Below are 22,766 nucleotides of genomic sequence, written 5' to 3'. Positions count from 1 at the left end.
CGACAAAAACAAGATGGGAGGCCCCATGCCCAGCCCCACGCCCAACGAGCTGCACATTCGCCCGCGCCAGCCGGAGTTCGATCTGCCCGCCCCCTGGAATCGTCACTGGCACGGCGGCAATGCCTTCAAGAGCCACTTCTTCGACGCCATGTCGCTGCTGTTTCCCGATGGCGAGCGCTTCTTCATCGACTCGGTGCGCGCCTTCCGCGACCGGGTCAGCGACCGCCAGCAGCTGGAGCAGATCCGCGGTTTCATCGGCCAGGAGGCCCATCACAGCCGCGAGCACCAGCACTACAGCGATGCCCTGCGTGCCTGCGGCTACGATCTGGACTATCTGGAGCGGCGGCTGAAGAAACGCCTGACCTTCGTACGCCAGCACTTGCCGGCCAAGGTGCACCTGGCGGCCACCGTCTCGGTGGAGCACCTGACCGCGATCATGGCCGATGCCATTCTCAAGAACCCCGACTGGCTGGCCGGCGCAGACCCGCGCATGGCGCGCCTGTGGCGCTGGCACGCGCTGGAGGAAAGCGAGCACAAGGCGGTGGCCTTCGACCTCTACCAGCAGGTCTGCGGCAGCGTCTGGCTGCGCCGGCGCGCCATGCTGCAGAGCACCTTCTTCTTCACCCTGGATACCTGCAAAGGCCTGCTGCACATGCTGCGCCGCGATGGGCTGCTGGGCAACTGGCGGCTATGGCGCGACGGACTGGCCTGGCTGTGGGGCAGCCGGGGCATACTGCGCCCGCTGGTGCGCGCCTATTGCGACTTCTACCGGGCCGACTTCCATCCCTGGCAGCACGACAATCTGCAGCTGATCCTGGAACGCCGCCGCGAGTTCGATCCGGCCACCGAGCTCAGCTGATCAGCCCCAGGCTCTTGGCCCTGGCCACCGCCTGGGTGCGCCGCTCCACGCCCAGCTTGCTATTGATGTGGCGGGCATGGGTCTTGACCGTGTGCAGGGAGATGAACAGCCGCTCGCTGATTTCCTGGTTGGAGCAGCCCAGGGCGATCAGACGCAGTACGGCCAGTTCCCGGCTGCTGAGTGTTTCCATCGCCCCCGTCGGCACGACCTCGCTCTCGCCCGCGTCCGGCAGCAAGCGCCCCAGCATTTCCTGCAAGGCACCGGCTGGCGCAGTCTGCAACTGCGCGCGCAACCAGCCCGGCTGATGCTCCAGCAGCTCATGAAAGGGCAACAGCACACCGCCGCTAGCCGCCTCGAAGCTCGCCAGCAACTGCTGCTGGGCCTCACGCTCGCGGCCGCCGGCATACAGCAGCAGGCTCAATTGCACCTGGGCGAACACGCCGAGCAGCTGCCCGCCCTGGGACTGGGCGCGCAGCAGCAGGGCTCGCAGACGCCGCTCGGCGGCCTCGATCTGGCCCAGGCGGCGCTCCAGGGCGGCCCGTTGCAGTTCGATGTGCAGCGGCAGCTGCGGATGGAACTCCGGTGCCGTGGCCGCCTGCTCGCCATCGTAGGTCTCGGCCAGTCGCGTCAACCAGGCCTGGGCCAGTTCGATCTGCCCCTGACTGAGCCACAGCTCGCACTTGGTGATAGTGATCATGGCCAGGTAGTAGACCGGTGGCACGTCCCAGATATGCATCAGGCGCTCGGCCTCGGCCAGATGGGCGAAGGCCTCGCCGAGGCGGCCAAAACGTCCGTCCTGGCTGGCCAGGAAGCAATAACCGATCAGCAGACTGATATCGCGACAGCCGCGCGCCTCGGCGATGCCGGCGAGCAGCCGTTCGCGCGCCTCGTCCGGCTGCAGGTGCAGGGCCAGCAGGCAGCCCTCGTACAGGGTCAGCCGGGCGCGCACCGCATAGACGCGCTGGGCGGGCAGATTGTGCAAGCGCGCCAGGCCGGTGCGCACTTCTTCCAGGGCACGCTCCAGTTCGCCACGGGCCAGCAGCACCCGCGCGCGATCGTAGTGACAGAACGCCTCGAACAACGGATTGCCCTGACGCTGAGCCAATTCCAGGGCCTCGCGATTGAGCCCGCGCGCACGCCACAGGTCGCCACGCACCACCGCCAGGTTGGACAGCGTGGACATGCACAGCAGGCGTGAACCGTAGTGCTGCGCGGGCATGCTGGCCAGGGCCTCACTGCAATAGAGTTCGGCCAACTGGCTGTCCCCCCGGCCCCGTGCGATCACTCCGCTGACGGCCAGCCACTGGGCCAGCAGCGACTGCTGCTCGGCGGCCGTCGGCGCCGGCAGGAAGTGCTGCAGGTGGGCCGCCAGCTCCTGGGCCGCGTCCAGCTGGCAGGCCAGCGCCAACGCCCAGCTGTACAGCAGAATCAGCCGCGGCGTGCTGGTCAGCAGGCTGTCCGGCAGGTCCATCTTCCAGCGCAGCAGCATGGCCACGTTCTGCTCGGCCAGCAGATGCTCCTCGGAGAAGTTCTGCACCAGGCTGGCCGCCACGTCCGGCTGGCCCGCACGCAGGGCCTGCTCGACGGCTTCGTCCAGCTGGCCCTGACCGCTGAACCAGCGGCAGGCGCGCAGGTGCAGGCGCGCCGTGGGCTGGCTGGCCGGATTGGCGCGTAGCAGGTCGGAAAACAGGTGGTGATAGCGAAACCAGCACCCGTTTTCGTCCAGCGGCACCAGGAACACCTGGTGCTCCTGCAGATACTGCAGCATGGCGGCGCTGTCGTGGCTGTCGCGCACCGCGTCGCACAGCTCGGCGCAGAAGCGCTCCAGGCAGGCGGTGTCGTAGAGGAAGGCCTGCAGCTCCGCCGGCTGGCGCTCGATCACCTCCTCCAGCAGGTAGTCGCGAATCATCCCCTGCGCGCCATGCAGATCGTGCTCGCCGGGCGCCAGCAACCACAGGCGCAGCCCGGCCACCCAGCCCTCGCTGCGCTGTAGCAGGCTGTCCAGCGCATCACCCGGCAGCTCGGCGCCCTGGGCCTGGAGCAACTCGCGCATCTCCTGCGGGGTGAGCCGCAGATCCTGCTCCTGCAGCTCCAGCAACTGGCGGGAAAGACGCAGTCGGGCAAGATGCCAGTCGGGCCGCTGGCGACTGGTGACCAGCACCAGCAGGCCGGCCGGCAAGTGATTGAGAAAGAACTGCAGGCAGCGATCCAGCACCGCGCCCTGGGCTAGATGGTAGTCGTCGAGCACCAGCAGCAGTGGGTTGTCCTGGCTCAGGCACGCGCCCAACTCGTCGAGCAGGCCATCCAGCCATTCCTCGAAGGCGAACGGCTGATGCCGCTGGCGCATCTTCAGCAGCCCCAGCGCCTCGTCGCCCATGCTGGGAAAGTGCTGGCGCAAGCCATCGAGCAGGCGCTCGAGGAAGCGCCCCGGGTCGCCATCGCGCCGGGTCAGGCCCAGCCACAGGCTCTGCCAGTGCTGCGGCAGGCGCTCGCAGAATTCCACCGCCAGGGAACTCTTGCCGAAACCCGCCGGCGCACAGACCAGCAGCAGCCGCCCCGCCATGCCGGCCTCCAGGCGCTCGCACAGGCGCGGTCGGCGTATATGGCCGGCAGGCAACGGCGGGCGAAAGAAGCGCCCCTCGCCGGCAGACGCCGGAAGGCTGGCAAGCATGGGAGAGCGGGACAGGTCGGTCACGGGCGAAGTCGGCATCCAGGCACGAATGTGCCGCAGCCTATCCCCTCGCGCCGCGTATTTGAAGCCCAGGACGTCCGCCGCAAAAGAAAAAGCCGGCGCAAGGCCGGCTTCTTCGAGGGTGACGCGAGGATTAACGCACGCCAGCCTGACGCAGGGCTGCCGGGGTGTAGTCGCTGGTAGCGGCCTTATAGTTGAAGTCGTAGGACTGCTTCTCCTCGTTCTTCATACCCAGGGCCAGGTAACGACCGGAGATGATGTCGTAGAGGGTTTCCACGGTGTACCACGGCACTTGCTTGTCGTAGTAGTACTGGGCATGGGCCTCGGCGACGCGCCACAGCGAACCACGACCATCGTAGTGGTCGATGATGGCGGCTTGCCAGGTATCCTCGTCGATGTACACATCACGCTTGGCGTAGATGTGACGCTCGCCGGCCTTCAGGGTACCGGTCACGTGCCAGACGCGGTGCAGCTCGTAGCGAGCGTGCTCCGGGTTCAGGTGGCCGGCCTTGATGATGTCGGCGTACTTCAGCTTCGGCGAGTCCATCTTGTAGGAGTTGTACGGGATGTAGATCTCCTTCTTGCCGTTCAGCTTCCAGTCGTAACGGTCGGGAGCACCGTTGTACATGTCGAAGTTGTCGGAAGTACGCAGACCGTCGGCGGCGGTACCCGGGCCGTCGTAGGAGACCTGCGGAGCGCGGCGCACGCGACGCTGACCGGCGTTGTACAGCCAGGCCAGACGCGGCTCCTTCACCTGGTTCAGGGTCTCGTGGACCAGCAGCACGTTACCGGCCAGACGCGCCGGAGCGGTCACCCGCTGCTTGAAGTAGAACAGGATGTTGCTCGGCTTGCTCGGATCGTAGTCGGTCAGGCTGGTCGGGAAGGTGAACTCGTCCTGGAAGTACACCAGGCTGTAGGAACCGTTGGCCTGCGGAGTGGCCTGGGTTACCAGACGACGCACGCTGCCACCGCGATAGCGGGTGATCTGGTTCCAGATCGCTTCCAGACCGTTCTGCGGGATCGGGAAGGGGTAGGCGGTCTTGAAGTTCTCCAGACCGTTACCGCCCTCGACCAGCTTGGTGTTGACCGCGTTTTCCTTCACCGCGGCCTGCACGTCGGCCGGCACGGTGGCGGAACGGTGAGTGGTGTACACCGGCATCTTGAAGCTGTCCGGGTAACGCTTGAACATGGCCTGCTGACCGGGGGTCAGCTTGTCCTTGTACTGGTCGACGTTCTGCGCGGTGATGGTGAACAGCGGCTGCTCGTTGGCGAAGGGATCGGACAGGAAGCCGCGATCATCGGAGGTACCCGCGCTCTGCGGCAGACCGCCGGTCCACTCCGGGATGGAGCCATCGGCATTGCCGGCCTTCTCGGCGCCCAGCGGCGTCAGGGTGGAGCCCAGCTTGGCGGCTTCGTCGGCGGAGACTGCGGCCATTACGCTGGTGGCCAACATGGACAGGGCCAGAACACCGGATTGCAGCATGTACTTTGTTGTTTTCATTTGCATGTGTTTCCTCAGGAATCCTGGTCTCTTAGAAGCTGGCGCCGACGCTGAAAGCTACGAAGTCACGATCAACCGAAGTGTTGTAGTCACCACCGAAGAAATCGGTGTAGGACAGGCTGGCGGTATAGGTGTTCTGGTATTCAGCCTCGACACCCAGACTGATGGCCTTGCGGCCCTCTTCGAAGTTGGCACCCGGGCCAGGCGAGTAGCCGTCGACATCGTGCGACCAGGCGACGCTCGGACGCAGGTTGATACCGGCGAACACGTCCGGGTAATCCCAGATAGCGCGAGCACGGTAGCCCCAGGAGCTGTGTGTGGTGAAGCCGTCGTCGTTGCAGTCTTTGGAGACGTTGGAGAAATCGGTGTTGGGCGCACCATCCACTACGGCACGACCGAGAGTGACATCGTTAAGAGCCTCGCAGGTACCGTTTGGCAATTCGCCCGGCCCGAAGACAGGATCACGACCATAGCGGGCTTCACTGGTGTGCTCCAAGCCGCCGACGAAGGTGGCACCTACTTCACCAACCAGAGTCAAACGACTAGCACCCATAACCTGATCGAGGAAATGGGTGAAGGTAGTCTGGATCTGGGTGACTTCCTTACGGTTGTAGCCATGACGAGTGGCGCCTGGCGCGCCATCCAGAACAGAGGCATCCGCATAGGGATTGGTAACAGTCGGACTGCTGATTGGCCGCACAGCGGAATATAGGACATCTGTAGTGTTCAACGCCACTGGAGCATTGGGGCGATAGCTGATCTCGCCGCTCCAAGCAGTCCCCGTAGGCAATGTGGTGGAGAAGCTCAGGCCATAGAGACGAATATCTTCTGGATACTCGATGAAATACTCCGAGTTACCTGCAATAGCCAGTGCTGACGCCGATCCACCAAGTCCCGGCCCAAGAAGAGTAAGTAGATTTCCAGCGACGTTGTAGACACCTTGGTCCGGTGCAGTAGCACTGAGGAACGGAGCGCGGCTGTGATAGTTCATGGCATAGGCACCGAACTCGGTATCCAGTGGCTCATAGAAATAACGGAAGGCCAGGCCCCACTGGCCGCTATCACGTGCATCGCGATCACCTCCGCGAGCAACCAGATTCCCCTCGACATTCGTGTCAAGTGGGTCAAGGCCACCGCCAACCAGAAATCCGTTTAGCGCACCAATCAATGCTGTATTGTTGGAAAGCAGGCGCAGATTGTCATCACAACCATCGGCAACCACGTCTACCTGGGAGAAGAAGGTGCCGCAGTTATCGACTACGGTCTGATCCCACTCCAGCTGATAGAAAGCCTCCATAGACAGGTTGTCGGTCAGGCTCTGCGAGACGTAGAACATATTGACCGGGATCAGACCTTCCTTGACCTCGGCACCGGGGCGGCGGAAGGCGGAAACGTCGACCGGGTTGACGGCGTTGATGCCGTTCTGGATGAAGGTGCTCTCGCCCCAGCTCACCACCTGCTTGCCCAGACGCACGGAGCCCGGCTGATCGGCGATGGCATAGTTGTGATAGACGAAGGCGTCGAGGATCTGCGCACCGGAGGCCTGGGCACCTTCCTTGCGGTTGGAGTCGTCGATATCCTTGAACAGGCGATGCTCGTCCTTCAGCTCGAAGTCGTACCAGTACTTGCCACGCACGAACATGCCGGTATCACCGTACTTCAACTCCAGATCGTGGATACCCTTGAAGATCTTCGAGAAGGTCTCGCCCCGCTTGAAGTTCAGACGGCCGTCGTCGGTGGTCTGGGACAGACCCTGACCGCCATTGTTGACACCGATCAGATCACGATCGGCGCTGCGCACCGACCAGCTGGCCCCCACGGACAGGGTGGAATCGAGCTGCCCCTCGATCTCACCGATATTGAAGGTGACACCGAAAGCCGGGGCAGCGAGAGTTGAGGCGAGGCTCACTGCCAGAGGCAGCTTGGCCATACGCCAGAACGGTTTAGTGGTTGTCATCGACGCTACTCCATGTGTTTTTTGTTATGGATGCTGCGGACTATATCCAGCGCCCCCAGAGGCTTGATCCCCCGAAAGTGTGATTTCCAGCCCCCAACCTCTCTAGACCGGCGGGTCATGAACTGCCTCCCCCACCGCAATCGACCAGTGACAGCAATATGCAAGCCAAACGCTTGTTTAAAGGCCGCCGAATCGCCGCCACTTGGCCATGAAGCGCTCAGAGCGTGGAAAGAAACGCACTTCCCGCCGCTTGCCACTGGGCGATATCCAGGCGAATGCGCTTCTTATCCAGTTTGCCCACACTGGTCTTGGGAACTTCGGTAACAAGCGCTATCTGGCTGGGTATCGCCCACTTGTTGATATTGCCCATCTCCACGAAGGGGATGAGGTGTTCCTTGAGGCCCTTGGCGTCCAGGCTCTGCCCTTCGCGCAGCACCAGCAGGGCGAAAGGGCGCTCGCCCCACTGCGGGTCGGGAACGCCGACCACCGCCACCTCGCGCACGGCCGGGTGACGACTGATCAGGTCTTCCAGCTCCAGGGAGGACAGCCACTCGCCGCCGGTCTTGATCACGTCCTTGATGCGGTCGCGAATGTCGATGAAGCCGAAGTCGTCCAGGGTGGCGACGTCGCCGGTGTGCAGCCAGCCATGCTCCCACAACTCGGCGCTCTTCTGCGGCTCGTTGAAGTAGCCCATGGTCAGCCAGGGCGCGCGCAGCACCAGTTCGCCCTGGGTCTCGCCATCGGCCGGTAGCAGCTGACCGTCCGGCCCCATCAGCGCGGCCTCCACCAGCGGCACCGGCACGCCGGCCTTGATCCGGTAGGTGGTGCGCTCGTCCTCGCTGCCGGCCTTGAGCTCCTCGTTGATATGCGCGCAGGAGATCAGCGGGCAGGTCTCGGACATGCCATAAGCCGCGGTGAGCTGGATGCCACGCGCCTTGGAGGCCTCGTACAGGGCCCGATTGAGCGCGCTGCCGCCGATGATGATCTTCCAGCCACCGAAGTCCTGCCCCTGCCCGGCCTTGGCGTTGAGCACCATCTGCAGGATGGTCGGCACGCAGTGGGAGAAGGTCACCTTCTCCTTCTGCCACAGCTGGACCAGCAGCTCCGGGTCGTAACGCCCCGGGTAGACCTGCTTGATGCCCATCATGGTGGCCACGTATGGAATGCCCCAGGCGTGTACGTGGAACATCGGGGTGATCGGCATATACACGTCGTCGGTGCCGAGCAGGCGCACGCTGTCCAGGCTGCCGAGCACGGCCGCCTCGGCCAGGCTGTGCAGCACCAGCTGGCGGTGGGTGAAGTACACGCCCTTGGGGTTACCGGTAGTACCGGTGGTGTAGAAGGTGGTGGCCACCGAATTCTCGTCGAAATCGGGGAAGTCGTACTCGGGGCTGGCCGCGGCCAGCAGGCTCTCGTACTCGCCGACCAGACCGGGCAGCTCGGCGCTCTTCTCGGCGCCATCGGTGAGCAGGATGGTCTTCTCCACCGTGGTCAGCTGGTCCGCCACCGCCTGGTACAGCGGCACGAATTCGCTGTTGACCAGGACGAATTTGTCCTCGGCATGATTCATGGTGTAGAGGATCTGGTCGGCGGACAGGCGGATATTGATGGTATGCAGCACCGCGCCGATCATCGGGATGGCGAACATGCATTCCAGATAGCGATGGCTGTCCCAGTCCATCACCGCCACGGTGTCGCCGGCCTTCACGCCGGCACTGGTCAGCACATTGGCCAGACGCGCCACACGCTCGTTGAAGGTCGCGTAGCTGTAGCGCACCAAGTCGCGATAGACGATCTCGCGGGTCTTCTCGTAGCGGCTGCCGGAGAGCAGCAGGCGCTTGATCAGCAGCGGGGCCTGATTGGCATTGGCGGTCGGCGGGATGATGCGGGTCTGTAGCATGGCGGGATACCTGTTTCTTGGATTTGTTCTATGCGGCCAATCTAGAGCCGCGTCGCCCCTGGCTTAATACGTCAAAAGAATGATTTTCCCCGTGACCCTTTGGCCACCCCGGGTCGCGCAGTAGAATCGAGCCGTACCTGCCGCTCCGGCTTCACTCTTCAGAGGTAATACCGATGTCCGATATCGTCATCGTCAGCGCCGCCCGCACCCCCATGGGCGGTTTTCAGGGCAGCCTGTCCAGCGTTCCGGCCGTGGAGCTGGGCGCCGTCGCCATTCGCGAGGCCGTGGCCCGTGCCGGTATCCAGCCCGCCGACGTGCAGGAAGTGATCATGGGCTGCGTGCTGCCCGCCGGCCTCAAGCAGGGCCCGGCCCGCCAGGCCTCGCTGGGCGCCGGCCTGCCCGCGGCCACCGGCTGCACCACCATCAACAAACTGTGCGGCTCCGGCATGAAGGCCGTGATGCAGGCCTTCGACGCGCTCAAGGCCGGCAGCAACGAGGTGATGGTCGCCGGCGGCATGGAGAGCATGTCCAACGCGCCCTATATCATCGAGAAGGCTAGAGGCGGCCTGCGCATGGGCCATGGCGAGATCAAGGACCACATGTTCTTCGACGGCCTGGAAGACGCCCGCACCGGGCGCCTGATGGGCTCCTTCGCCCAGGAAACCGCCGACAAGTACGGCATCACCCGCGAGGAAATGGACGCCTACGCCATCGAGTCGCTCAAACGCGCCCAGGCCGCCATCCAGAGCGGCGAGCTGGCCAGCGAGATCGTCCCGGTCACCGTCACCAGCCGCAAGGGCGAAGTGCTGGTGAAGGACGACGAGCAGCCGCTGACTGCCAACCTGGACAAGATCCCGAGCCTCAAGCCGGCGTTCAAGAAGGACGGCACCATCACCGCCGCCAACGCCAGCTCCATTTCCGACGGCGCCAGCGCCCTGGTGCTGATGACCGCCGAGGAAGCGACCAAGCGCGGTCTCAAGCCGCTGGCCCGGATCGTCGCCCACGCCACCCAGAGCCAGGACCCGAGCGAGTTCACCATCGCCCCCATCGGCGCCATGAGCAACCTGTTCAAGAAGACCGGCTGGAGCAAGGACAGCGTCGACCTGTATGAAATCAACGAGGCCTTCGCCATGGTCACCATGCTGGCCATGCGCGAGCACGGCCTGGACCACGCCAAGGTCAACGTCTTCGGCGGCGCCTGCGCCCAGGGCCACCCGGTCGGCTCCACCGGCTCGCGCCTGATCGTCACCCTGATCAACGCCCTGCAGAAGAAAGGCGGCAAGCGCGGCGTGGCCTCGCTGTGCATCGGCGGCGGCGAGGCCACCGCGGTGGCCATCGAACTGCTGTAAGCCGTAGCGCAATGAAAAAGCCCCGCCTAGGCGGGGCTTTTTCATGGGCGACTGCTTATCGAAGCTCGGTAAAGGCCAGCTTGACGCCAAGCCCCACCAGCACCGCCCCCATCAGCCGGTCGAACCAGTGGCCCAGGCGGGCGAAGCCGGCGCGCACGCGGCGCTGGCTGAACAGCAGCGCCACCAGGCAGAACCAGCTGGCGGTGGCGAAAGCCAGATACAGGCCGTAGCCGGCCTGCACCGCCAGCGGCGTGTGCGGATCGATCACCACGGTGAACAGCGAGAGAAAGAACAGCGTGGCCTTGGGATTCAGCCCATTGGTCACGAAGCCGGTCATAAAGGCGCCACGCGGCGAGCGCGCCTCGGCCGCGACCGCCACATCCAGCGCCCCCGCCACAGCCGGTCTGGCGCGCAGGGCCTTGATGCCGATGTAGAACAGGTAGGCCGCCGCCAGCCATTTCAGCGCGTTGAACAGCACGATCGACTGCGACACGATCAGGCCGATGCCCAGCAGCGAATAGGCCACATGCACGAAGATCCCGGTGCCCACACCCAAAGCGGTCCAGATGCCGGCGCGGCGGCCGTGGGCCACGCTCTCGCGCACCACTATGGCGAAGTCCGGCCCCGGGCTGGCCACGGCCAGCAGGTGGATCAGCGCCACGGTGAGAAACTCCGTCCAGTACATGCGGCCTCCGCAGGGTGGGAATGGAAACGATAGGCTGGCAACCTTACGCCAGTCTCGGCACACGCAACAGGTACAGCGAATGAACAACGCAAGAGCGGTCTTCCTCGACCAGGCCTCCCTCGATCTCGGCGACCTCGACATGGGCCCGCTGGAGCAGTGTTTCGGCGAACTGATCCGCTATCCGCGCAGCGGCGCCGGGCAGGTCGTCGAACGCCTGCGGGGTGCCCAGGTGGCCATCAGCAACAAGGTGCGCCTGGATGCCGCCAGCCTGGCCGCCTGCCCCGAGCTGAAGCTGATCCTGGTCGCCGCCACCGGCACCAACAACATCGACCTGGCCGCCGCCCGCGCGCGCGGCATCACTGTAGCCAACTGCCAGGGCTATGGCACTGCCTCGGTGGCCCAGCACGCGCTGGCTCTGCTGCTCGCCCTGGCCACCCGCCTGCCGGACTACCAGGCGGCGATTCGCGACGGCGCCTGGCAGCGCGCCGAGCAGTTCTGCCTGCTCGACTTCCCCATCGTCGAGCTGGCCGGCAAGACCCTCGGCATCCTCGGCCACGGCGAGCTCGGTGGCGCCTTCGCCCGCCTCGCCGAGGCACTGGGCATGCGCGTGCTGTATGGCGCCCTGCCCGGCCGGCCGCCACGCGCCGAGCGCCTGGCGCTGAACGAGCTGCTGCCCCAGGTCGATGCCCTCAGTCTGCACTGCCCGCTGACCGAGCAGACCCGCAACCTGATCGGCGCCGCCGAACTGGCGCTGATGAAACCCCGCGCCCTGCTGATCAACACCGCCCGCGGCGGCCTGGTCGACGAGCAGGCGCTGGCCAACGCCCTGCGCGCCGGCCACCTAGGCGGCGCGGCGTTCGACGTGCTCAGCGAGGAACCGCCGCGCCATGGCAACCCGCTGCTGGCGCCCGACATCCCGCGCCTGATCCTCACCCCGCACAACGCCTGGGGCAGTCGCGAGGCACGCCAGCGCATCGTCGGGCAGCTGGCGGAGAACGCCAGCGCCTACTTCGCCGGCGCTGCCATGCGGGTGGTCAACGGGTAAACTACGCGCCCTTTTCTAGCCCGGAGATCGTCATGGACCCACGAAGCGAGGTGCTGCTGCGCCAGGCGGAATTGTTCCAGGGCGATCTGCTGCTGGCCGGCCTGCCGGCCGACGACCTGCTCGGCCAGCTGCCGCAGGCCAGCGGCTGGAGCTGGCATGCCGGCGAACAGCAGGCGCTGCAGACACGTTTCGCCGGGCGCAGCCAGTTCGGCACCCGCCCCCCCGAACACGCCTTCGCCAGCGCCGTGCTGTTCCTGCCCAAGTCGCGCGAACTCGCCGACTATCTGCTGCAAGCCCTGGCCGCGCGCCTGCCCGGCCGCGAACTGTATCTGGTCGGCGAGAAGCGCGGCGGCATCGAGCGCGCCGCCAAACAGCTGGCCGCCTATGGCCAGCCGCGCAAGCTGGACAGCGCGCGCCACTGCCAGCTGTGGCAGGTCACGGTGGACAACGCCCCGGCCGCGCCCGATCTGCACGCCCAGGCTCGGCGCTATGAGCTGCAGCTGAGCGATGGCCTCTTGCAGGTGCTGAGCCTGCCCGGGGTGTTCAGTCACGGCCGCCTGGACCGCGGCACGGCGCTGCTGCTGGAGCGGCTGGACGGCCTGCCCAGCGGCCATCTGCTCGACTTCGGTTGCGGTGCCGGGGTGCTCGGCGCCGTGCTCAAACGCCGCTACCCGCAGAGCCGGGTGAGCCTGCTCGATGTGGACGCCTTCGCCGTCGAGAGCAGCCGCCTGACCCTGGCCGCCAACGACCTGGAGGCCGAGGTGATCGCCGGCGACGGCATCGATGCGGCGCCCTCGCAGCTCGCCGCCATCCTCAGCAACCCGCCCTTCCACAGCGGCGTGCACACCGACTACCAGGCCAGCGAGCAGCTGCTGCGCCAGGCCGCGCAGCACCTGCAACCGGGGGGCGAGCTGCGCCTGGTGGCCAACAGCTTCCTCAAGTACCCGCCGCTGATCGAGCGCCACCTGGGGCCCTGCCAGACGCTGAGCGAAGACGAGGGCTTCCGCATCTATCGCGCCATTTGCAGCTAAGGCTTGCCCATTCCTGGGCATGCAGGCAGAATTCGCGCCGTCCTAGGGGAGTAGTCTCCCGCGAGCAACCTGCTCGCCCGGCATGCGTCAACACACTTGCTCCGCAGAGCATGGCGCATGCGACCCGAGGCCCACGCGGCCTGGGTTTGACAAGACCTATGACACGCACACCTCAACCCGGGGCGGGGAGGTAGTACGTGTCATAGCACAGTCGAACCCGCCCCTCAGGAACATCCCATGCTCGAGTCCCTCCTGATTCCCACCGCGGCGGTCGCGCTCGCCGAGATCGGCGACAAGACCCAACTGCTCGCCCTGCTCCTGGCCGCGCGCTTCCGCCGCCCCTGGCCGATCATCTGCGGCATTGTCGCCGCCACCCTGGCCAACCACCTGGCCGCCGGTGCCGTGGGCAACTGGGTCGCCGGCTTCTTCTCGCCGAGCGCCCTGAGCTGGCTGCTGGCCGCCTGCTTCGCCGCCGTGGCGGCCTGGACGCTGATTCCCGACAAGCTGGACGAGGAGGACTCCGGGCTGCGCAGACACGGCCCCTTTCTCACCACCCTGATCGCCTTCTTCCTCGCCGAGATGGGCGACAAGACCCAGATCGCCACCGTGATGCTGGCGGCGCAGTACCCGCACTTTCTGCTGGTGGTCGCAGGGACTACCTTGGGCATGCTGATCGCCAATGTGCCGGTGGTGCTGGCCGGCAACTTCGCCGCCGATCGTCTGCCGCTGACACTCATTCGTCGCCTGGCCGCCCTGGCCTTCGCCGCCCTGGCGCTGTACGCGGCCGGTCAGGCGCTGGGGCTGCCGACGGCCGGCCTCTGAACCGGCGGCGTGCCGGCACGCACAAAACGGCTCCCGGGCATGCCCTGGGCTGGTAATCTGTGCAACGAATTGCACAGCAGTCCGGCAAGAGGAACAGCCCATGTCACCGGAAGATATGAAGAAGCGCGTGCGCCTGCACATCGATCTGACCTGGAACCGCGGACGCATCGCGCTGGCCGAGCAGATGCACGGCCCGGACTTTCTCTACAAGAGCTCGTTCATCGGCCGCCCTCTGGGCAGCACGGCCTTCGGCCAGATGGTGCAGGACATCCGCAGCGCCATGCCGGACCTGGAGGTGGTGATCGAAGAGTGCATCGCCGAGGGCAACAAGGTGGTGACCTGGAGCACCCTGATCGGCACCATCGAGAAGCCCGCCCTGGGCTACCCGCCCAGCGACAAGGTGCTGAGCATCTCGGCCATGGCCTTCTGGACCCTGGCCAGCAACGGCGATATCCGCGAGATCTGCACCATGTTCGACATGGAGAGCTTTCGCGCCCAGCTGGGCCTGGAGACCCGGCCCTTCGCCGAGAAGGCCCTGCCCTGATACGAAAAACGGCGCCCGAAGGCGCCGTTTTTCGTTACTGCCTGGCCTGCTGGTAGAGCGGCATCACCTTGGGGATGGCCGCCTGCAGCGCGGCGATGCGGCTGCTGGAGGACGGGTGGGTGCTCATGAACTCGGGCGGCGCACCGCCACCGGCCTTGCTCATCTTCTGCCACAGGCTGATCGCCGCATTCGGGTCGTAGCCCGCCCGCGCCGACAACTCCAGGCCGATGATGTCCGCCTCGTTCTCGTTGGCCCGGCTGTTGGGCAGAGTCATCAGGTACTCCACTCCGGTATCGGCCACCTGCTTGCCGGCCTCGCCGAGCCCCAGCAGCGCACTGCCCAGCTGGGTCGCCATCTGCGTGCCGTAGGCCTTGGACATGGCCTCGCGGCTATGCTCGCGCAGGGCATGGGCGATCTCGTGGCCCATCACCGCGGCCAGTTCGGCATCGCTCAGCTGCAACTGCTCGATCAGCCCGCTATAGACGATAATCTTGCCGCCGGGGCCGCAATTGGCATTGAGCTCCTGACTATCGATCAGGTTCACCTTCCAGTCCCATTGCCCGGCATCGGCGCGGAACACCGGCGTCTGGGCGATCAGGCGCCGGGCGATGGCCTGTACCCGCCGGGCATTCTGGCTGTTCTTGTCCAGCACGCCTTTGTTCGCAGCCTCGCTAAGGGTCTGCTGGTAGGCCTGGGCGTACATGCTGTCGACCTCCTGGGCCGAAAGCATGCTGAACATGTACTGCTTGCGCTCCACGCCCACCGCGCCGCCGCTGGTGGTATTGACGGCCTGACAGGACGCCAGCAGGGACAACCCCGCCAACGCGCCCAGGCGGAAAAACTTCTGCATATTGATCTCCATCGCATGACAGGGTGCGATCCTATCGCACACACCCACTTGCACTCTGACCACCATTTATCTTTTCTGGTTGCATGGACATGCCAACCGCGCCGCTAATGCTTTGCCGATAGCCGGCCGATATGCCAGGGACAGGTACAACCCGAGATTGTGGAGTCCCCATGCGCTTCAAGTCCATCCAGTTCTCCGTCGCCCTGCTGGCCGGAGCCAGCATTCTGGCCGTGGTCGTGGCACTGGTGCTGTACGCCCTGTTCGCCGGGGCCCGCACCCAGGAGCTGATCCAGCAACGCACCCAGGCGCTGCTGCAGGAGACCATCAACCAGCGCCTGGAGGCCATCGCCGACGCCCAGGTCGGCAAGTTGCAGCGCCAGTTCGAGCAGCCCATGCTAGTGGCCAAGAGCCTCGCCACCCTGAACAGCCGCCTCGGCCAGGGCATGGTCGACGGCACCGTACTGGGCACCAGCCGGGAGGAACTGAGCGCCCTGGTCGGCGAGTATCTGAAGGACAACCCCAACCTGCTCGACCTGTATATCGGCTGGGAGGCCAACGCCTTCGACCAGGACGACGACCTCTACGCCGACCAGAAGGAAAACGGCTACGACGCCACCGGCCGCTTCATGCCCTGGTGGTACCGCGACGCCGGCCAGCTCAAGCGTGACGCCCTGACTGCAGAACAGATGGAGAGCCAGGAGCGCCAGCCCACCGGGGTGCGCGTCGGCGAGTACTACCTGTGCCCGAAGGAGACCGGCAAACCCTGCGTGATAGATCCGGCCTCTTACGACTATGGCGGCAAGCAGGTGCTGGTGGCCTCGTTCAATGCGCCGATCATGGTCGACGGCCAGTTCAAGGGCGTGGTCGGCAACGACCTGGCCCTGGACTTCATCCAGGGCCTGCTCGGCCAGGCCAAGCAGCAGCTCTACTCAGGCGCCGGCGAGCTGGCGCTGATCGCCGCCAACGGCAGCCTGATCGCCGCCACCCAGAACGCCGGACTGATCGGCCAGGCCGCCGACAAGGCGCTCAACCCCGAACTGCTGCAGCAGCTCAAGCAGAGCGGTAGCGACGCGCCGATCCTCAGGCTGGACGAGCAGAGCCAGCAGATCCAGCTGCTGCAGCCCTTCCGCGTGGCCGGCACCGAGACCCGCTGGACCCTGGCCATCGAGCTGCCCACCGACGCGGTGCTGGCCGAGCTGCGCCAACTGCAGGGCGACCTGGCCAGCCAGGCCAACGAAGACACCCTGGGCATGGCCCTGGTCGGCCTGCTGGTCGCCGCCCTCGGCCTGCTGGTGATCTGGTTCGTCGGCTACGGCATCGCCCGCCCGCTGAAGGACATGGTCGCCATGCTCGACGACATCGCCAAGGGCGAAGGCGACCTCACCGCGCGCCTGCAGGTGGATCGCATCGACGAGCTGGGACAGATCGCCGGCGGCTTCAACACCTTCCTCAACAAGCTGCAGAACATGATCCGTGACGTGGTCAGCTCGGTGCAGAAAGTCAGCGACTCCTCCGAGCACACCGCCGACATCGCCATCCGCACCAACCAGGGCGTGCAACGGCAAATGGCGGAGATCGATCAGGTCGCCACCGCCGTGCACGAGATGACCGCAACGGCCCAGGACGTGGCACGCAACGCCACCCAGGCGGCCGAGGCGGCCAGCCACGCCGACCGCTCGGCCAACGACGGCAAGCGCATCGTCGAGGGTACCGCCAAGGCGATTTCCGCCCTGGCCGACGAGATCGGCCGCGCGGTGGGCGTGGTGCAGACCCTGGCCAAGGATAGCGAGAACATCAACGCCATCCTGGTGGCGATTCGCGGCATCGCCGAGCAGACTAACCTGCTCGCCCTCAATGCCGCCATCGAGGCGGCCCGCGCAGGCGAGCAGGGCCGCGGCTTCGCCGTGGTGGCCGACGAGGTGCGCAACCTGGCGCAGAAGACCCAGCAAGCCACCGAAGAGATCCAGAGCATGATCCAGCAGCTGCAACACGGCACCCGCGAGGTGGTGAGCGTGATGGAGCAGAGCCAGGCGCGCACCGACGACAGCGTGCGCCAGGCCGCCAGCGCCGCCGAGGCGCTGGAGAACATCACCCAGGCGGTGTCGGTGATCAACGACATGAACACCCAGATCGCCAGCGCCGCCGAGGAGCAGAGCGCGGTGGCCGAGGACATCAACCGCAACGTCACCAACATCGGCCAGGTGGCCGCCGAGGTGGCCGGCGGCGCCGACGAGGCCAGCGGCGCCAGCGCCGAGCTGACCAAGCTGGCCGAGCAGCAGCGACGGCTGATCAATCAGTTCCGGGTGTAATAGCTGTAGGGTGTACTCGCCCGCAGGGCAGTACACCGCGCCTCAACGGCGGACTTCCGCACGCGGCAAGCGGTTTGCCACCCGGGAAGCCCGCATCAGGCCATGTGCACCCACTTCGCAGAATGGGTGGAGCGCAGCGCTACCCATCGAATCCAGGTCCCGGGTATCGCCGCGCTCCACCCAGGCCACAAGAAGCGGGGCTCCTCAGTGTTTGTGCGCCCAGTGCTGGCGCAGCCACTCCAGGTCTTCCGGGCGGGTGATCTTCAGGTTGTCCGCCCGGCCTTCCACCAGCTTCGGCGCCTGACCGGCCCATTCCAAGGCCGAGGCCTCGTCGGTCACCGCCGCACCGGCCGCCAGGGCGCCGACCAGGGCGCCTTGCAGCTCGGCGAGACGGAACATCTGCGGCGTGTAGGCCTGCCAGATCAGGCTGCGATCCACTGTCTCGGCGACCCGGCCATCGGCTCCCGCACGCTTCAGCGTGTCGCGCGCCGGCACCGCCAGCAGGCCGCCGACAGGGTCGCCGGCCAGCTCGCCGAGCAACAGGTCGAGGTCGCCGCGCGCCAGGTTCGGCCGCGCGGCGTCATGCACCAGCACCCAATCGTCCGCCTGCGCGCCCAGCTCCCGCAGGCGCAGGAGGCCGGCCAGTACCGAGTCGGCACGTTCTGCGCCGCCCTCGGCACGCCGGATGCGGGTATCCGCGGCGCAGGGCAAGGCCGGCCAGTAGGGATCGTCCGCCGCCAGGCTGAGCACCAGCCCGCGCAGCCGCGGATGATCGAGGAAGCAGTCGAGGGTGTGTTCGAGGATGGTCTTGCCGGCCAGCTGCAGGTACTGCTTGGGGCGGTCGGCGCGCATGCGCGAGCCGATGCCGGCGGCGGGAATCACCACCCAGAACGGCGGGATATCGTGAGCGCTCATTCGGCCAGCTGATAGAGGGTCTCACCCTCTTTGACCATGCCCAGCTCATGGCGAGCACGCTCCTCGACGGTCTCGGTACCCTGCTTGAGCTCCAGGACTTCCGCCTCGAGGATGCGGTTGCGCTCGAGCAGGCGCTCGTTCTCGCCCTGCTGCTCGGCGATCTGCCGCTTCAGCTCGGCGACCTGGGCCAGGCTGCCCTCGCCCACCCACAGGCGATACTGCAGGCCGGCCAGCATCAGCACGAGCGCGACGAACAGCCAGTAGGGCGCTTTGTTGGGCATGGGAAGACGGGTATCCATACGAAAAGGGCAGCTTGCGCTGCCCTTTTACCATTCCCGGCTTAGCCGCGGAACTCGGCGCGGCCCTTATAGGGGGCCTTGCCACCGAGCTGCTCCTCGATACGCAGCAGCTGGTTGTACTTGGACACGCGATCGGAGCGGCACAGCGAGCCGGTCTTGATCTGCCCGGCGGCGGTGCCGACGGCCAGGTCGGCGATGGTGCTGTCCTCGGTCTCACCGGAGCGGTGCGAGATCACCGCGGTGAAGCCGGCGGCCTTGGCCATCTGGATGGCTTCCAGGGTCTCGGTCAGCGAGCCGATCTGGTTGAACTTGATCAGGATCGAGTTGCCGATCTTCTCTTCGATGCCGCGCTTGAGGATCTTGGTGTTGGTCACGAACAGGTCGTCGCCGACCAGCTGCACCTTGGCGCCGATCTTGTCGGTCAGCACTTTCCAGCCGGCCCAGTCGGACTCATCCATGCCATCTTCGATGGAGATGATCGGGTAGCGCTGGGTCAGGCCGGCCAGGTAGTCGGCGAATCCTTCGGCGCTGAACACCTTGCCTTCGCCGGCCAGGTCGTACTGGCCGTCCTTGAAGAACTCGGAGGAAGCGCAGTCCAGAGCCAGGGTCACGTCCTCGCCCAGCTTGTAGCCGGCGTTGGCCACGGCTTCGGCGATGGCGGCCAGGGCGTCCTCGTTGGAGGCCAGATTCGGCGCGAATCCGCCTTCGTCACCGACGGCGGTGTTCAGGCCACGGGCCTTGAGCACGGCTTTCAGGTGATGGAAGATCTCGGCGCCCATGCGCAGGGCGTCGGCGAAGCTCGATGCGCCAACCGGCTGGACCATGAACTCCTGGATGTCGACGTTGTTGTCGGCGTGCTCGCCGCCGTTGATGATGTTCATCATCGGCACCGGCATGGAATAGACGCCCGGGGTGCCGTTCAGATCGGCGATGTGCGCGTACAGCGGCACGCCCTTGGCCTGGGCGGCGGCCTTGGCGGCGGCCAGGGACACGGCGAGGATGGCGTTGGCGCCCAGCTTGCCTTTGTTCTCGGTGCCGTCCAGCTCGATCATGGCACGGTCGAGGCCCTTCTGATCCAGGGCGTCTTTGCCCAGCAGCAGGTCGCGGATCGGACCGTTGACGTTGGCCACGGCCTTGAGCACGCCCTTGCCCAGGTAGCGGCTCTTGTCGCCGTCGCGCAGTTCCAGCGCTTCACGGGAACCGGTGGAGGCACCGGACGGCGCACAGGCGCTGCCGACAATGCCACCCTCGAGGATCACATCGGCTTCAACGGTGGGGTTGCCACGGGAGTCGAGGACTTCGCGACCCTTGATATCGATGATTTTTGCCATCGCGTTTAACACTCCAAACGTTTACGAGAGAGGATGCCTGCCGGTCACGGCCAACGGGCGCGCACTTTACCGGAGAATTGCCCGATCAGGCAGTCTCAATCGGCGGGAAACTCTTCACCAGATCGTCCAGCTGCTTGAGCTGGCTGAGGAAGGGCTCCAGCTTGTCCAGGCGCAAGGCGCAGGGGCCGTCGCACTTGGCGTTGTTCGGATCCGGGTGGGCCTCGAGGAACAGGCCGGCCAGACCCTGACTCATGCCCGCCTTGGCCAGGTCGGTGACCTGGGCGCGGCGGCCACCGGCGGAGTCGGCGCGCCCGCCCGGCATCTGCAGGGCATGGGTCACGTCGAAGAACACCGGGTATTCGAACGACTTCATGATGCCGAAACCGAGCATGTCCACCACCAGGTTGTTGTAACCGAAGGAGGAACCGCGCTCGCACAGGATCAGTTGGTCGTTGCCCGCCTCCTCGCACTTGCGCAGGATGTGCTTCATCTCCTGCGGGGCGAGGAACTGGGCCTTCTTGATATTGATCACCGCGCCGGTCTTGGCCATGGCCACCACCAGGTCAGTCTGCCGCGAGAGGAAAGCCGGCAGCTGAATGATGTCGCACACCTCGGCCACCGGGGCGGCCTGATGCGGCTCGTGCACGTCGGTGATCACCGGCACGCCGAAGGTCTTCTTCACTTCCTCGAAGATCTTCATGCCCTCTTCCAGGCCGGGGCCACGGAAGGAGGTGACGGAGGAGCGGTTGGCCTTGTCGAAGCTGGCCTTGAACACGTAGGGAATGCCGAGCTTCTCGGTAACCCGCACGTATTCCTCGCAGGCCTGCATGGCCAGGTCGCGCGACTCCAGTACGTTGATACCGCCGAACAGGACGAATGGCTTGTCGTTGGCGATCTCGATACCGCCGACCTTGATGATTTTCTGGGCCATCTGTTCTTCCTTATGCCTTGCCGGCTTGCTTCAGCGCGGCCTTGACGAAGCCGCTGAACAGCGGGTGACCGTCGCGCGGGGTGGAGGTGAATTCCGGGTGGAACTGGCAGGCGACGAACCACGGGTGATCCGGGGCCTCGACCACCTCCACCAGCGCACCGTCAGCCGAGCGGCCGCTGATCTTCAGGCCGGCGGCCTCCAGCTGCGGCAGCAGGTTGTTGTTCACCTCGTAGCGGTGGCGGTGGCGCTCGACGATCACGTCCTTGCCATAGCACTCGCGCACGGTGGAGCCGGCCATCAGCTGGCAATCCTGGGCGCCCAGGCGCATGGTGCCGCCCAGGTCGGAGGCATCGGTACGGGTCTCGGTGGCACCGGTCGCGTCCTGCCATTCGGTGATCAGGCCGACCACCGGGTGGCCGCTGCTCTGGGTGAACTCGGTGGAGTTGGCATCGCTCCAGCCCAGCACGTTGCGGGCGTACTCGATCACCGCGACCTGCATCCCTAAGCAGATGCCCAGGTAGGGGATCTTGTTCTCGCGGGCGAACTGCACGGCCTTGATCTTGCCTTCGACGCCACGCAGGCCGAAACCGCCGGGCACCAGCACGGCGTCGACGCCCTCCAGCTTAGCGGTGCCTTCGTTCTCGATCTCCTCGGAGTCGATGTAGCGCAGGTTGACCTTGGTGCGGTTCTGGATGCCGGCGTGGCCCATGGCCTCGATCAGCGACTTGTAGGCGTCGAGCAGCTCCATGTACTTGCCGACCATGGCGATGGTGACTTCGCGCTCGGGGTTGAGCTTGGCGTCGACCACGCGATCCCACTCGGAGAGGTCGGCCGAACCGCACTGCAGGCCGAAGCGCTCGACGACTATATCGTCCAGGCCCTGGGCATGCAGCACGGAAGGAATGCGGTAGATGGTGTCGACGTCTTCCAGGCCGATCACCGCGCGCTCTTCGACGTTGGTGAACAGGGCGATCTTGCGCCGCGAGGCCTGGTCGATCGCGTGGTCGGAGCGGCATACCAGCACGTCCGGCTGCACGCCGATGGAGCGCAGCTCCTTGACCGAGTGCTGGGTCGGCTTGGTCTTGGTCTCGCCGGCGGTGGCGATGTAGGGCACCAGGGTCAGGTGCATGAACATGGCGCGTTTGGCGCCCAGCTCCACGCGCAGCTGGCGGGCCGCCTCGAGGAACGGCTGCGACTCGATGTCGCCCACGGTGCCGCCGATCTCGACCATGGCCACGTCGGCATCGCCGGCGCCCTTGATCACCCGGCGCTTGATCTCGTCGGTGATGTGCGGGATCACCTGGATGGTGGCGCCCAGGTAGTCGCCACGACGCTCCTTGCGCAGCACGTGCTCGTAGACGCGGCCGGTGGTGAAGTTGTTGTCCTGGGTCATGGTGGTGCGGATGAACCGCTCGTAGTGGCCCAGGTCGAGGTCGGTCTCGGCGCCGTCGTGGGTGACGAACACCTCGCCGTGCTGGAACGGGCTCATGGTGCCCGGATCGACGTTGATGTAGGGGTCCAGCTTGAGCATGGTGACCTTCAGGCCCCGCGCCTCCAGGATGGCCGCCAAGGAAGCCGAGGCGATGCCTTTCCCCAATGAAGAAACAACACCACCCGTGACGAAGATGTAGCGCGTCATGAAAAGTCCTAGAAGTCTGTGTTCAAGCGGTCGGCGCCGCCGGGGTATGAGCGCAGGAAGGCGGTTGCCGACCTGAAATAAGCAAAGCCCTGCGGGTTCCGGAGGAG

Annotated in this window: 18 protein-coding genes and 1 riboswitch; of the genes, 7 read left to right on the top strand and 11 right to left on the bottom strand. The window is 65.8% G+C overall.

Going from position 1 to position 22,766, the window contains the following annotated elements; all coding sequences use genetic code 11:
* Positions 1–25: 25 nt before the first annotated feature.
* The gene (locus tag AAFN46_RS04115; protein ID WP_347807423.1) at positions 26–859 is read left to right on the top strand and encodes a metal-dependent hydrolase; all 834 of its coding nucleotides are present in this window, start codon (positions 26–28) and stop codon (positions 857–859) included.
* On the opposite strand, the gene AAFN46_RS04110 is transcribed toward AAFN46_RS04115, so the two are convergent.
* The 4 genes from AAFN46_RS04110 to AAFN46_RS04095 all read right to left on the bottom strand — a co-directional run bounded on the left by AAFN46_RS04110 (position 852) and on the right by AAFN46_RS04095 (position 8,909).
* Positions 852–3,554 carry a LuxR C-terminal-related transcriptional regulator gene (locus AAFN46_RS04110; protein ID WP_347807422.1) on the bottom strand — a complete coding sequence of 901 codons (2,703 nt, stop codon included), beginning with the start codon at positions 3,552–3,554 and terminating at the stop codon, positions 852–854. The genes AAFN46_RS04115 and AAFN46_RS04110 overlap by 8 nt on opposite strands.
* A gap of 130 nt (positions 3,555–3,684) precedes the next feature.
* A complete protein-coding gene (locus AAFN46_RS04105) occupies positions 3,685–5,052 on the bottom strand; it encodes a DUF1329 domain-containing protein (protein WP_347807421.1) in 1,368 nt (455 codons plus the stop codon).
* A gap of 31 nt (positions 5,053–5,083) precedes the next feature.
* Positions 5,084–7,009, bottom strand: coding sequence for a DUF1302 domain-containing protein (locus tag AAFN46_RS04100; RefSeq protein ID WP_347807420.1), 1,926 nt, complete (start codon positions 7,007–7,009; stop codon positions 5,084–5,086).
* Between the two features lie 217 nt (positions 7,010–7,226).
* On the bottom strand, positions 7,227–8,909 hold the full coding sequence (locus AAFN46_RS04095) for a fatty acid--CoA ligase (RefSeq protein WP_347807419.1): 1,683 nt from the start codon (positions 8,907–8,909) through the stop codon (positions 7,227–7,229).
* Positions 8,910–9,082: 173 nt separating this feature from the next.
* Here AAFN46_RS04095 and AAFN46_RS04090 point away from each other — a divergent pair, with 173 nt between their 5' ends.
* Entirely contained in the window at positions 9,083–10,258 is a 1,176-nt protein-coding gene (locus AAFN46_RS04090; protein ID WP_347807418.1) for an acetyl-CoA C-acyltransferase, read from the top strand.
* A gap of 55 nt (positions 10,259–10,313) precedes the next feature.
* Here the strand turns inward: AAFN46_RS04090 and AAFN46_RS04085 are convergent, their stop codons facing one another.
* Positions 10,314–10,943: a LysE family transporter gene (locus AAFN46_RS04085; RefSeq protein ID WP_347807417.1), complete on the bottom strand. Its 630-nt coding sequence runs from the start codon at positions 10,941–10,943 to the stop codon at positions 10,314–10,316.
* A gap of 79 nt (positions 10,944–11,022) precedes the next feature.
* On the opposite strand from AAFN46_RS04085, the gene AAFN46_RS04080 reads away from it, so the two are divergent.
* From AAFN46_RS04080 to AAFN46_RS04065, 4 genes are all read left to right on the top strand, one after another.
* Positions 11,023–11,988 carry a 2-hydroxyacid dehydrogenase gene (locus AAFN46_RS04080; RefSeq protein WP_347807416.1) on the top strand — a complete coding sequence of 322 codons (966 nt, stop codon included), beginning with the start codon at positions 11,023–11,025 and terminating at the stop codon, positions 11,986–11,988.
* A 32-nt stretch (positions 11,989–12,020) separates the two neighbouring features.
* Complete coding sequence (locus tag AAFN46_RS04075) at positions 12,021–13,019, top strand: class I SAM-dependent methyltransferase (protein ID WP_347807415.1); 999 nt, start codon at positions 12,021–12,023, stop codon at positions 13,017–13,019.
* Positions 13,020–13,052: 33 nt separating this feature from the next.
* A riboswitch (yybP-ykoY riboswitch) is annotated at positions 13,053–13,166 on the top strand.
* A gap of 90 nt (positions 13,167–13,256) precedes the next feature.
* A complete protein-coding gene (locus AAFN46_RS04070) occupies positions 13,257–13,841 on the top strand; it encodes a TMEM165/GDT1 family protein (RefSeq protein ID WP_347807414.1) in 585 nt (194 codons plus the stop codon).
* Between the two features lie 100 nt (positions 13,842–13,941).
* Positions 13,942–14,385, top strand: coding sequence for a ketosteroid isomerase-related protein (locus AAFN46_RS04065; protein WP_347807413.1), 444 nt, complete (start codon positions 13,942–13,944; stop codon positions 14,383–14,385).
* Between the two features lie 34 nt (positions 14,386–14,419).
* Here the strand turns inward: AAFN46_RS04065 and AAFN46_RS04060 are convergent, their stop codons facing one another.
* Positions 14,420–15,235, bottom strand: a complete 816-nt coding sequence (locus tag AAFN46_RS04060) for a M48 family metallopeptidase (RefSeq protein ID WP_347807412.1) — start codon at positions 15,233–15,235, stop codon at positions 14,420–14,422.
* 170 nt (positions 15,236–15,405) lie between these two features.
* Between AAFN46_RS04060 and AAFN46_RS04055 the strand changes: the two genes are divergently transcribed.
* Positions 15,406–17,544 (top strand): methyl-accepting chemotaxis protein, encoded by a 2,139-nt coding sequence (locus AAFN46_RS04055; RefSeq protein ID WP_347807411.1) that lies wholly within the window; start codon positions 15,406–15,408, stop codon positions 17,542–17,544.
* Positions 17,545–17,748: 204 nt separating this feature from the next.
* On the opposite strand, the gene ispD is transcribed toward AAFN46_RS04055, so the two are convergent.
* The 5 genes from ispD to AAFN46_RS04030 all read right to left on the bottom strand — a co-directional run bounded on the left by ispD (position 17,749) and on the right by AAFN46_RS04030 (position 22,659).
* Positions 17,749–18,459 (bottom strand): 2-C-methyl-D-erythritol 4-phosphate cytidylyltransferase, encoded by a 711-nt coding sequence (gene ispD, locus AAFN46_RS04050; RefSeq protein WP_347807410.1) that lies wholly within the window; start codon positions 18,457–18,459, stop codon positions 17,749–17,751.
* The gene (ftsB, locus tag AAFN46_RS04045; protein ID WP_347807409.1) at positions 18,456–18,740 is read right to left on the bottom strand and encodes a cell division protein FtsB; all 285 of its coding nucleotides are present in this window, start codon (positions 18,738–18,740) and stop codon (positions 18,456–18,458) included. The genes ispD and ftsB overlap by 4 nt, the downstream gene beginning before the upstream one ends.
* Positions 18,741–18,799: 59 nt before the next feature.
* On the bottom strand, positions 18,800–20,089 hold the full coding sequence (gene eno, locus AAFN46_RS04040; protein ID WP_347807408.1) for a phosphopyruvate hydratase: 1,290 nt from the start codon (positions 20,087–20,089) through the stop codon (positions 18,800–18,802).
* Between the two features lie 85 nt (positions 20,090–20,174).
* Positions 20,175–21,020 (bottom strand): 3-deoxy-8-phosphooctulonate synthase, encoded by an 846-nt coding sequence (kdsA, locus tag AAFN46_RS04035; protein WP_347807407.1) that lies wholly within the window; start codon positions 21,018–21,020, stop codon positions 20,175–20,177.
* Between the two features lie 10 nt (positions 21,021–21,030).
* Complete coding sequence (locus AAFN46_RS04030) at positions 21,031–22,659, bottom strand: CTP synthase (RefSeq protein ID WP_347807406.1); 1,629 nt, start codon at positions 22,657–22,659, stop codon at positions 21,031–21,033.
* Between the last annotated feature and the right edge of the window lie 107 nt (positions 22,660–22,766).

The sequence above is a fragment of the Pseudomonas sp. CAU 1711 genome (genome assembly GCF_039888625.1).
Classification (GTDB): Bacteria; Pseudomonadota; Gammaproteobacteria; order Pseudomonadales; family Pseudomonadaceae; genus Aquipseudomonas.
This window is presented reverse-complemented; position numbering and strand designations above follow the sequence as displayed.

What these genes read in the sequence shown, in the direction of transcription:
- AAFN46_RS04115 (WP_347807423.1), top strand. Translation starts at nt 26, where the DNA reads ATGCCCAGCCCCACGCCCAACGAGCTGCACATTCGCCCGCGCCAGCCG.
- AAFN46_RS04105 (WP_347807421.1), bottom strand. Translation starts at nt 5,052, where the DNA reads ATGAAAACAACAAAGTACATGCTGCAATCCGGTGTTCTGGCCCTGTCC.
- AAFN46_RS04100 (WP_347807420.1), bottom strand. Translation starts at nt 7,009, where the DNA reads ATGACAACCACTAAACCGTTCTGGCGTATGGCCAAGCTGCCTCTGGCA.
- AAFN46_RS04095 (WP_347807419.1), bottom strand. Translation starts at nt 8,909, where the DNA reads ATGCTACAGACCCGCATCATCCCGCCGACCGCCAATGCCAATCAGGCC.
- AAFN46_RS04090 (WP_347807418.1), top strand. Translation starts at nt 9,083, where the DNA reads ATGTCCGATATCGTCATCGTCAGCGCCGCCCGCACCCCCATGGGCGGT.
- AAFN46_RS04085 (WP_347807417.1), bottom strand. Translation starts at nt 10,943, where the DNA reads ATGTACTGGACGGAGTTTCTCACCGTGGCGCTGATCCACCTGCTGGCC.
- AAFN46_RS04080 (WP_347807416.1), top strand. Translation starts at nt 11,023, where the DNA reads ATGAACAACGCAAGAGCGGTCTTCCTCGACCAGGCCTCCCTCGATCTC.
- AAFN46_RS04075 (WP_347807415.1), top strand. Translation starts at nt 12,021, where the DNA reads ATGGACCCACGAAGCGAGGTGCTGCTGCGCCAGGCGGAATTGTTCCAG.
- AAFN46_RS04070 (WP_347807414.1), top strand. Translation starts at nt 13,257, where the DNA reads ATGCTCGAGTCCCTCCTGATTCCCACCGCGGCGGTCGCGCTCGCCGAG.
- AAFN46_RS04065 (WP_347807413.1), top strand. Translation starts at nt 13,942, where the DNA reads ATGTCACCGGAAGATATGAAGAAGCGCGTGCGCCTGCACATCGATCTG.
- AAFN46_RS04060 (WP_347807412.1), bottom strand. Translation starts at nt 15,235, where the DNA reads ATGCAGAAGTTTTTCCGCCTGGGCGCGTTGGCGGGGTTGTCCCTGCTG.
- AAFN46_RS04055 (WP_347807411.1), top strand. Translation starts at nt 15,406, where the DNA reads ATGCGCTTCAAGTCCATCCAGTTCTCCGTCGCCCTGCTGGCCGGAGCC.
- ispD (WP_347807410.1), bottom strand. Translation starts at nt 18,459, where the DNA reads ATGAGCGCTCACGATATCCCGCCGTTCTGGGTGGTGATTCCCGCCGCC.
- ftsB (WP_347807409.1), bottom strand. Translation starts at nt 18,740, where the DNA reads ATGCCCAACAAAGCGCCCTACTGGCTGTTCGTCGCGCTCGTGCTGATG.
- eno (WP_347807408.1), bottom strand. Translation starts at nt 20,089, where the DNA reads ATGGCAAAAATCATCGATATCAAGGGTCGCGAAGTCCTCGACTCCCGT.
- kdsA (WP_347807407.1), bottom strand. Translation starts at nt 21,020, where the DNA reads ATGGCCCAGAAAATCATCAAGGTCGGCGGTATCGAGATCGCCAACGAC.
- AAFN46_RS04030 (WP_347807406.1), bottom strand. Translation starts at nt 22,659, where the DNA reads ATGACGCGCTACATCTTCGTCACGGGTGGTGTTGTTTCTTCATTGGGG.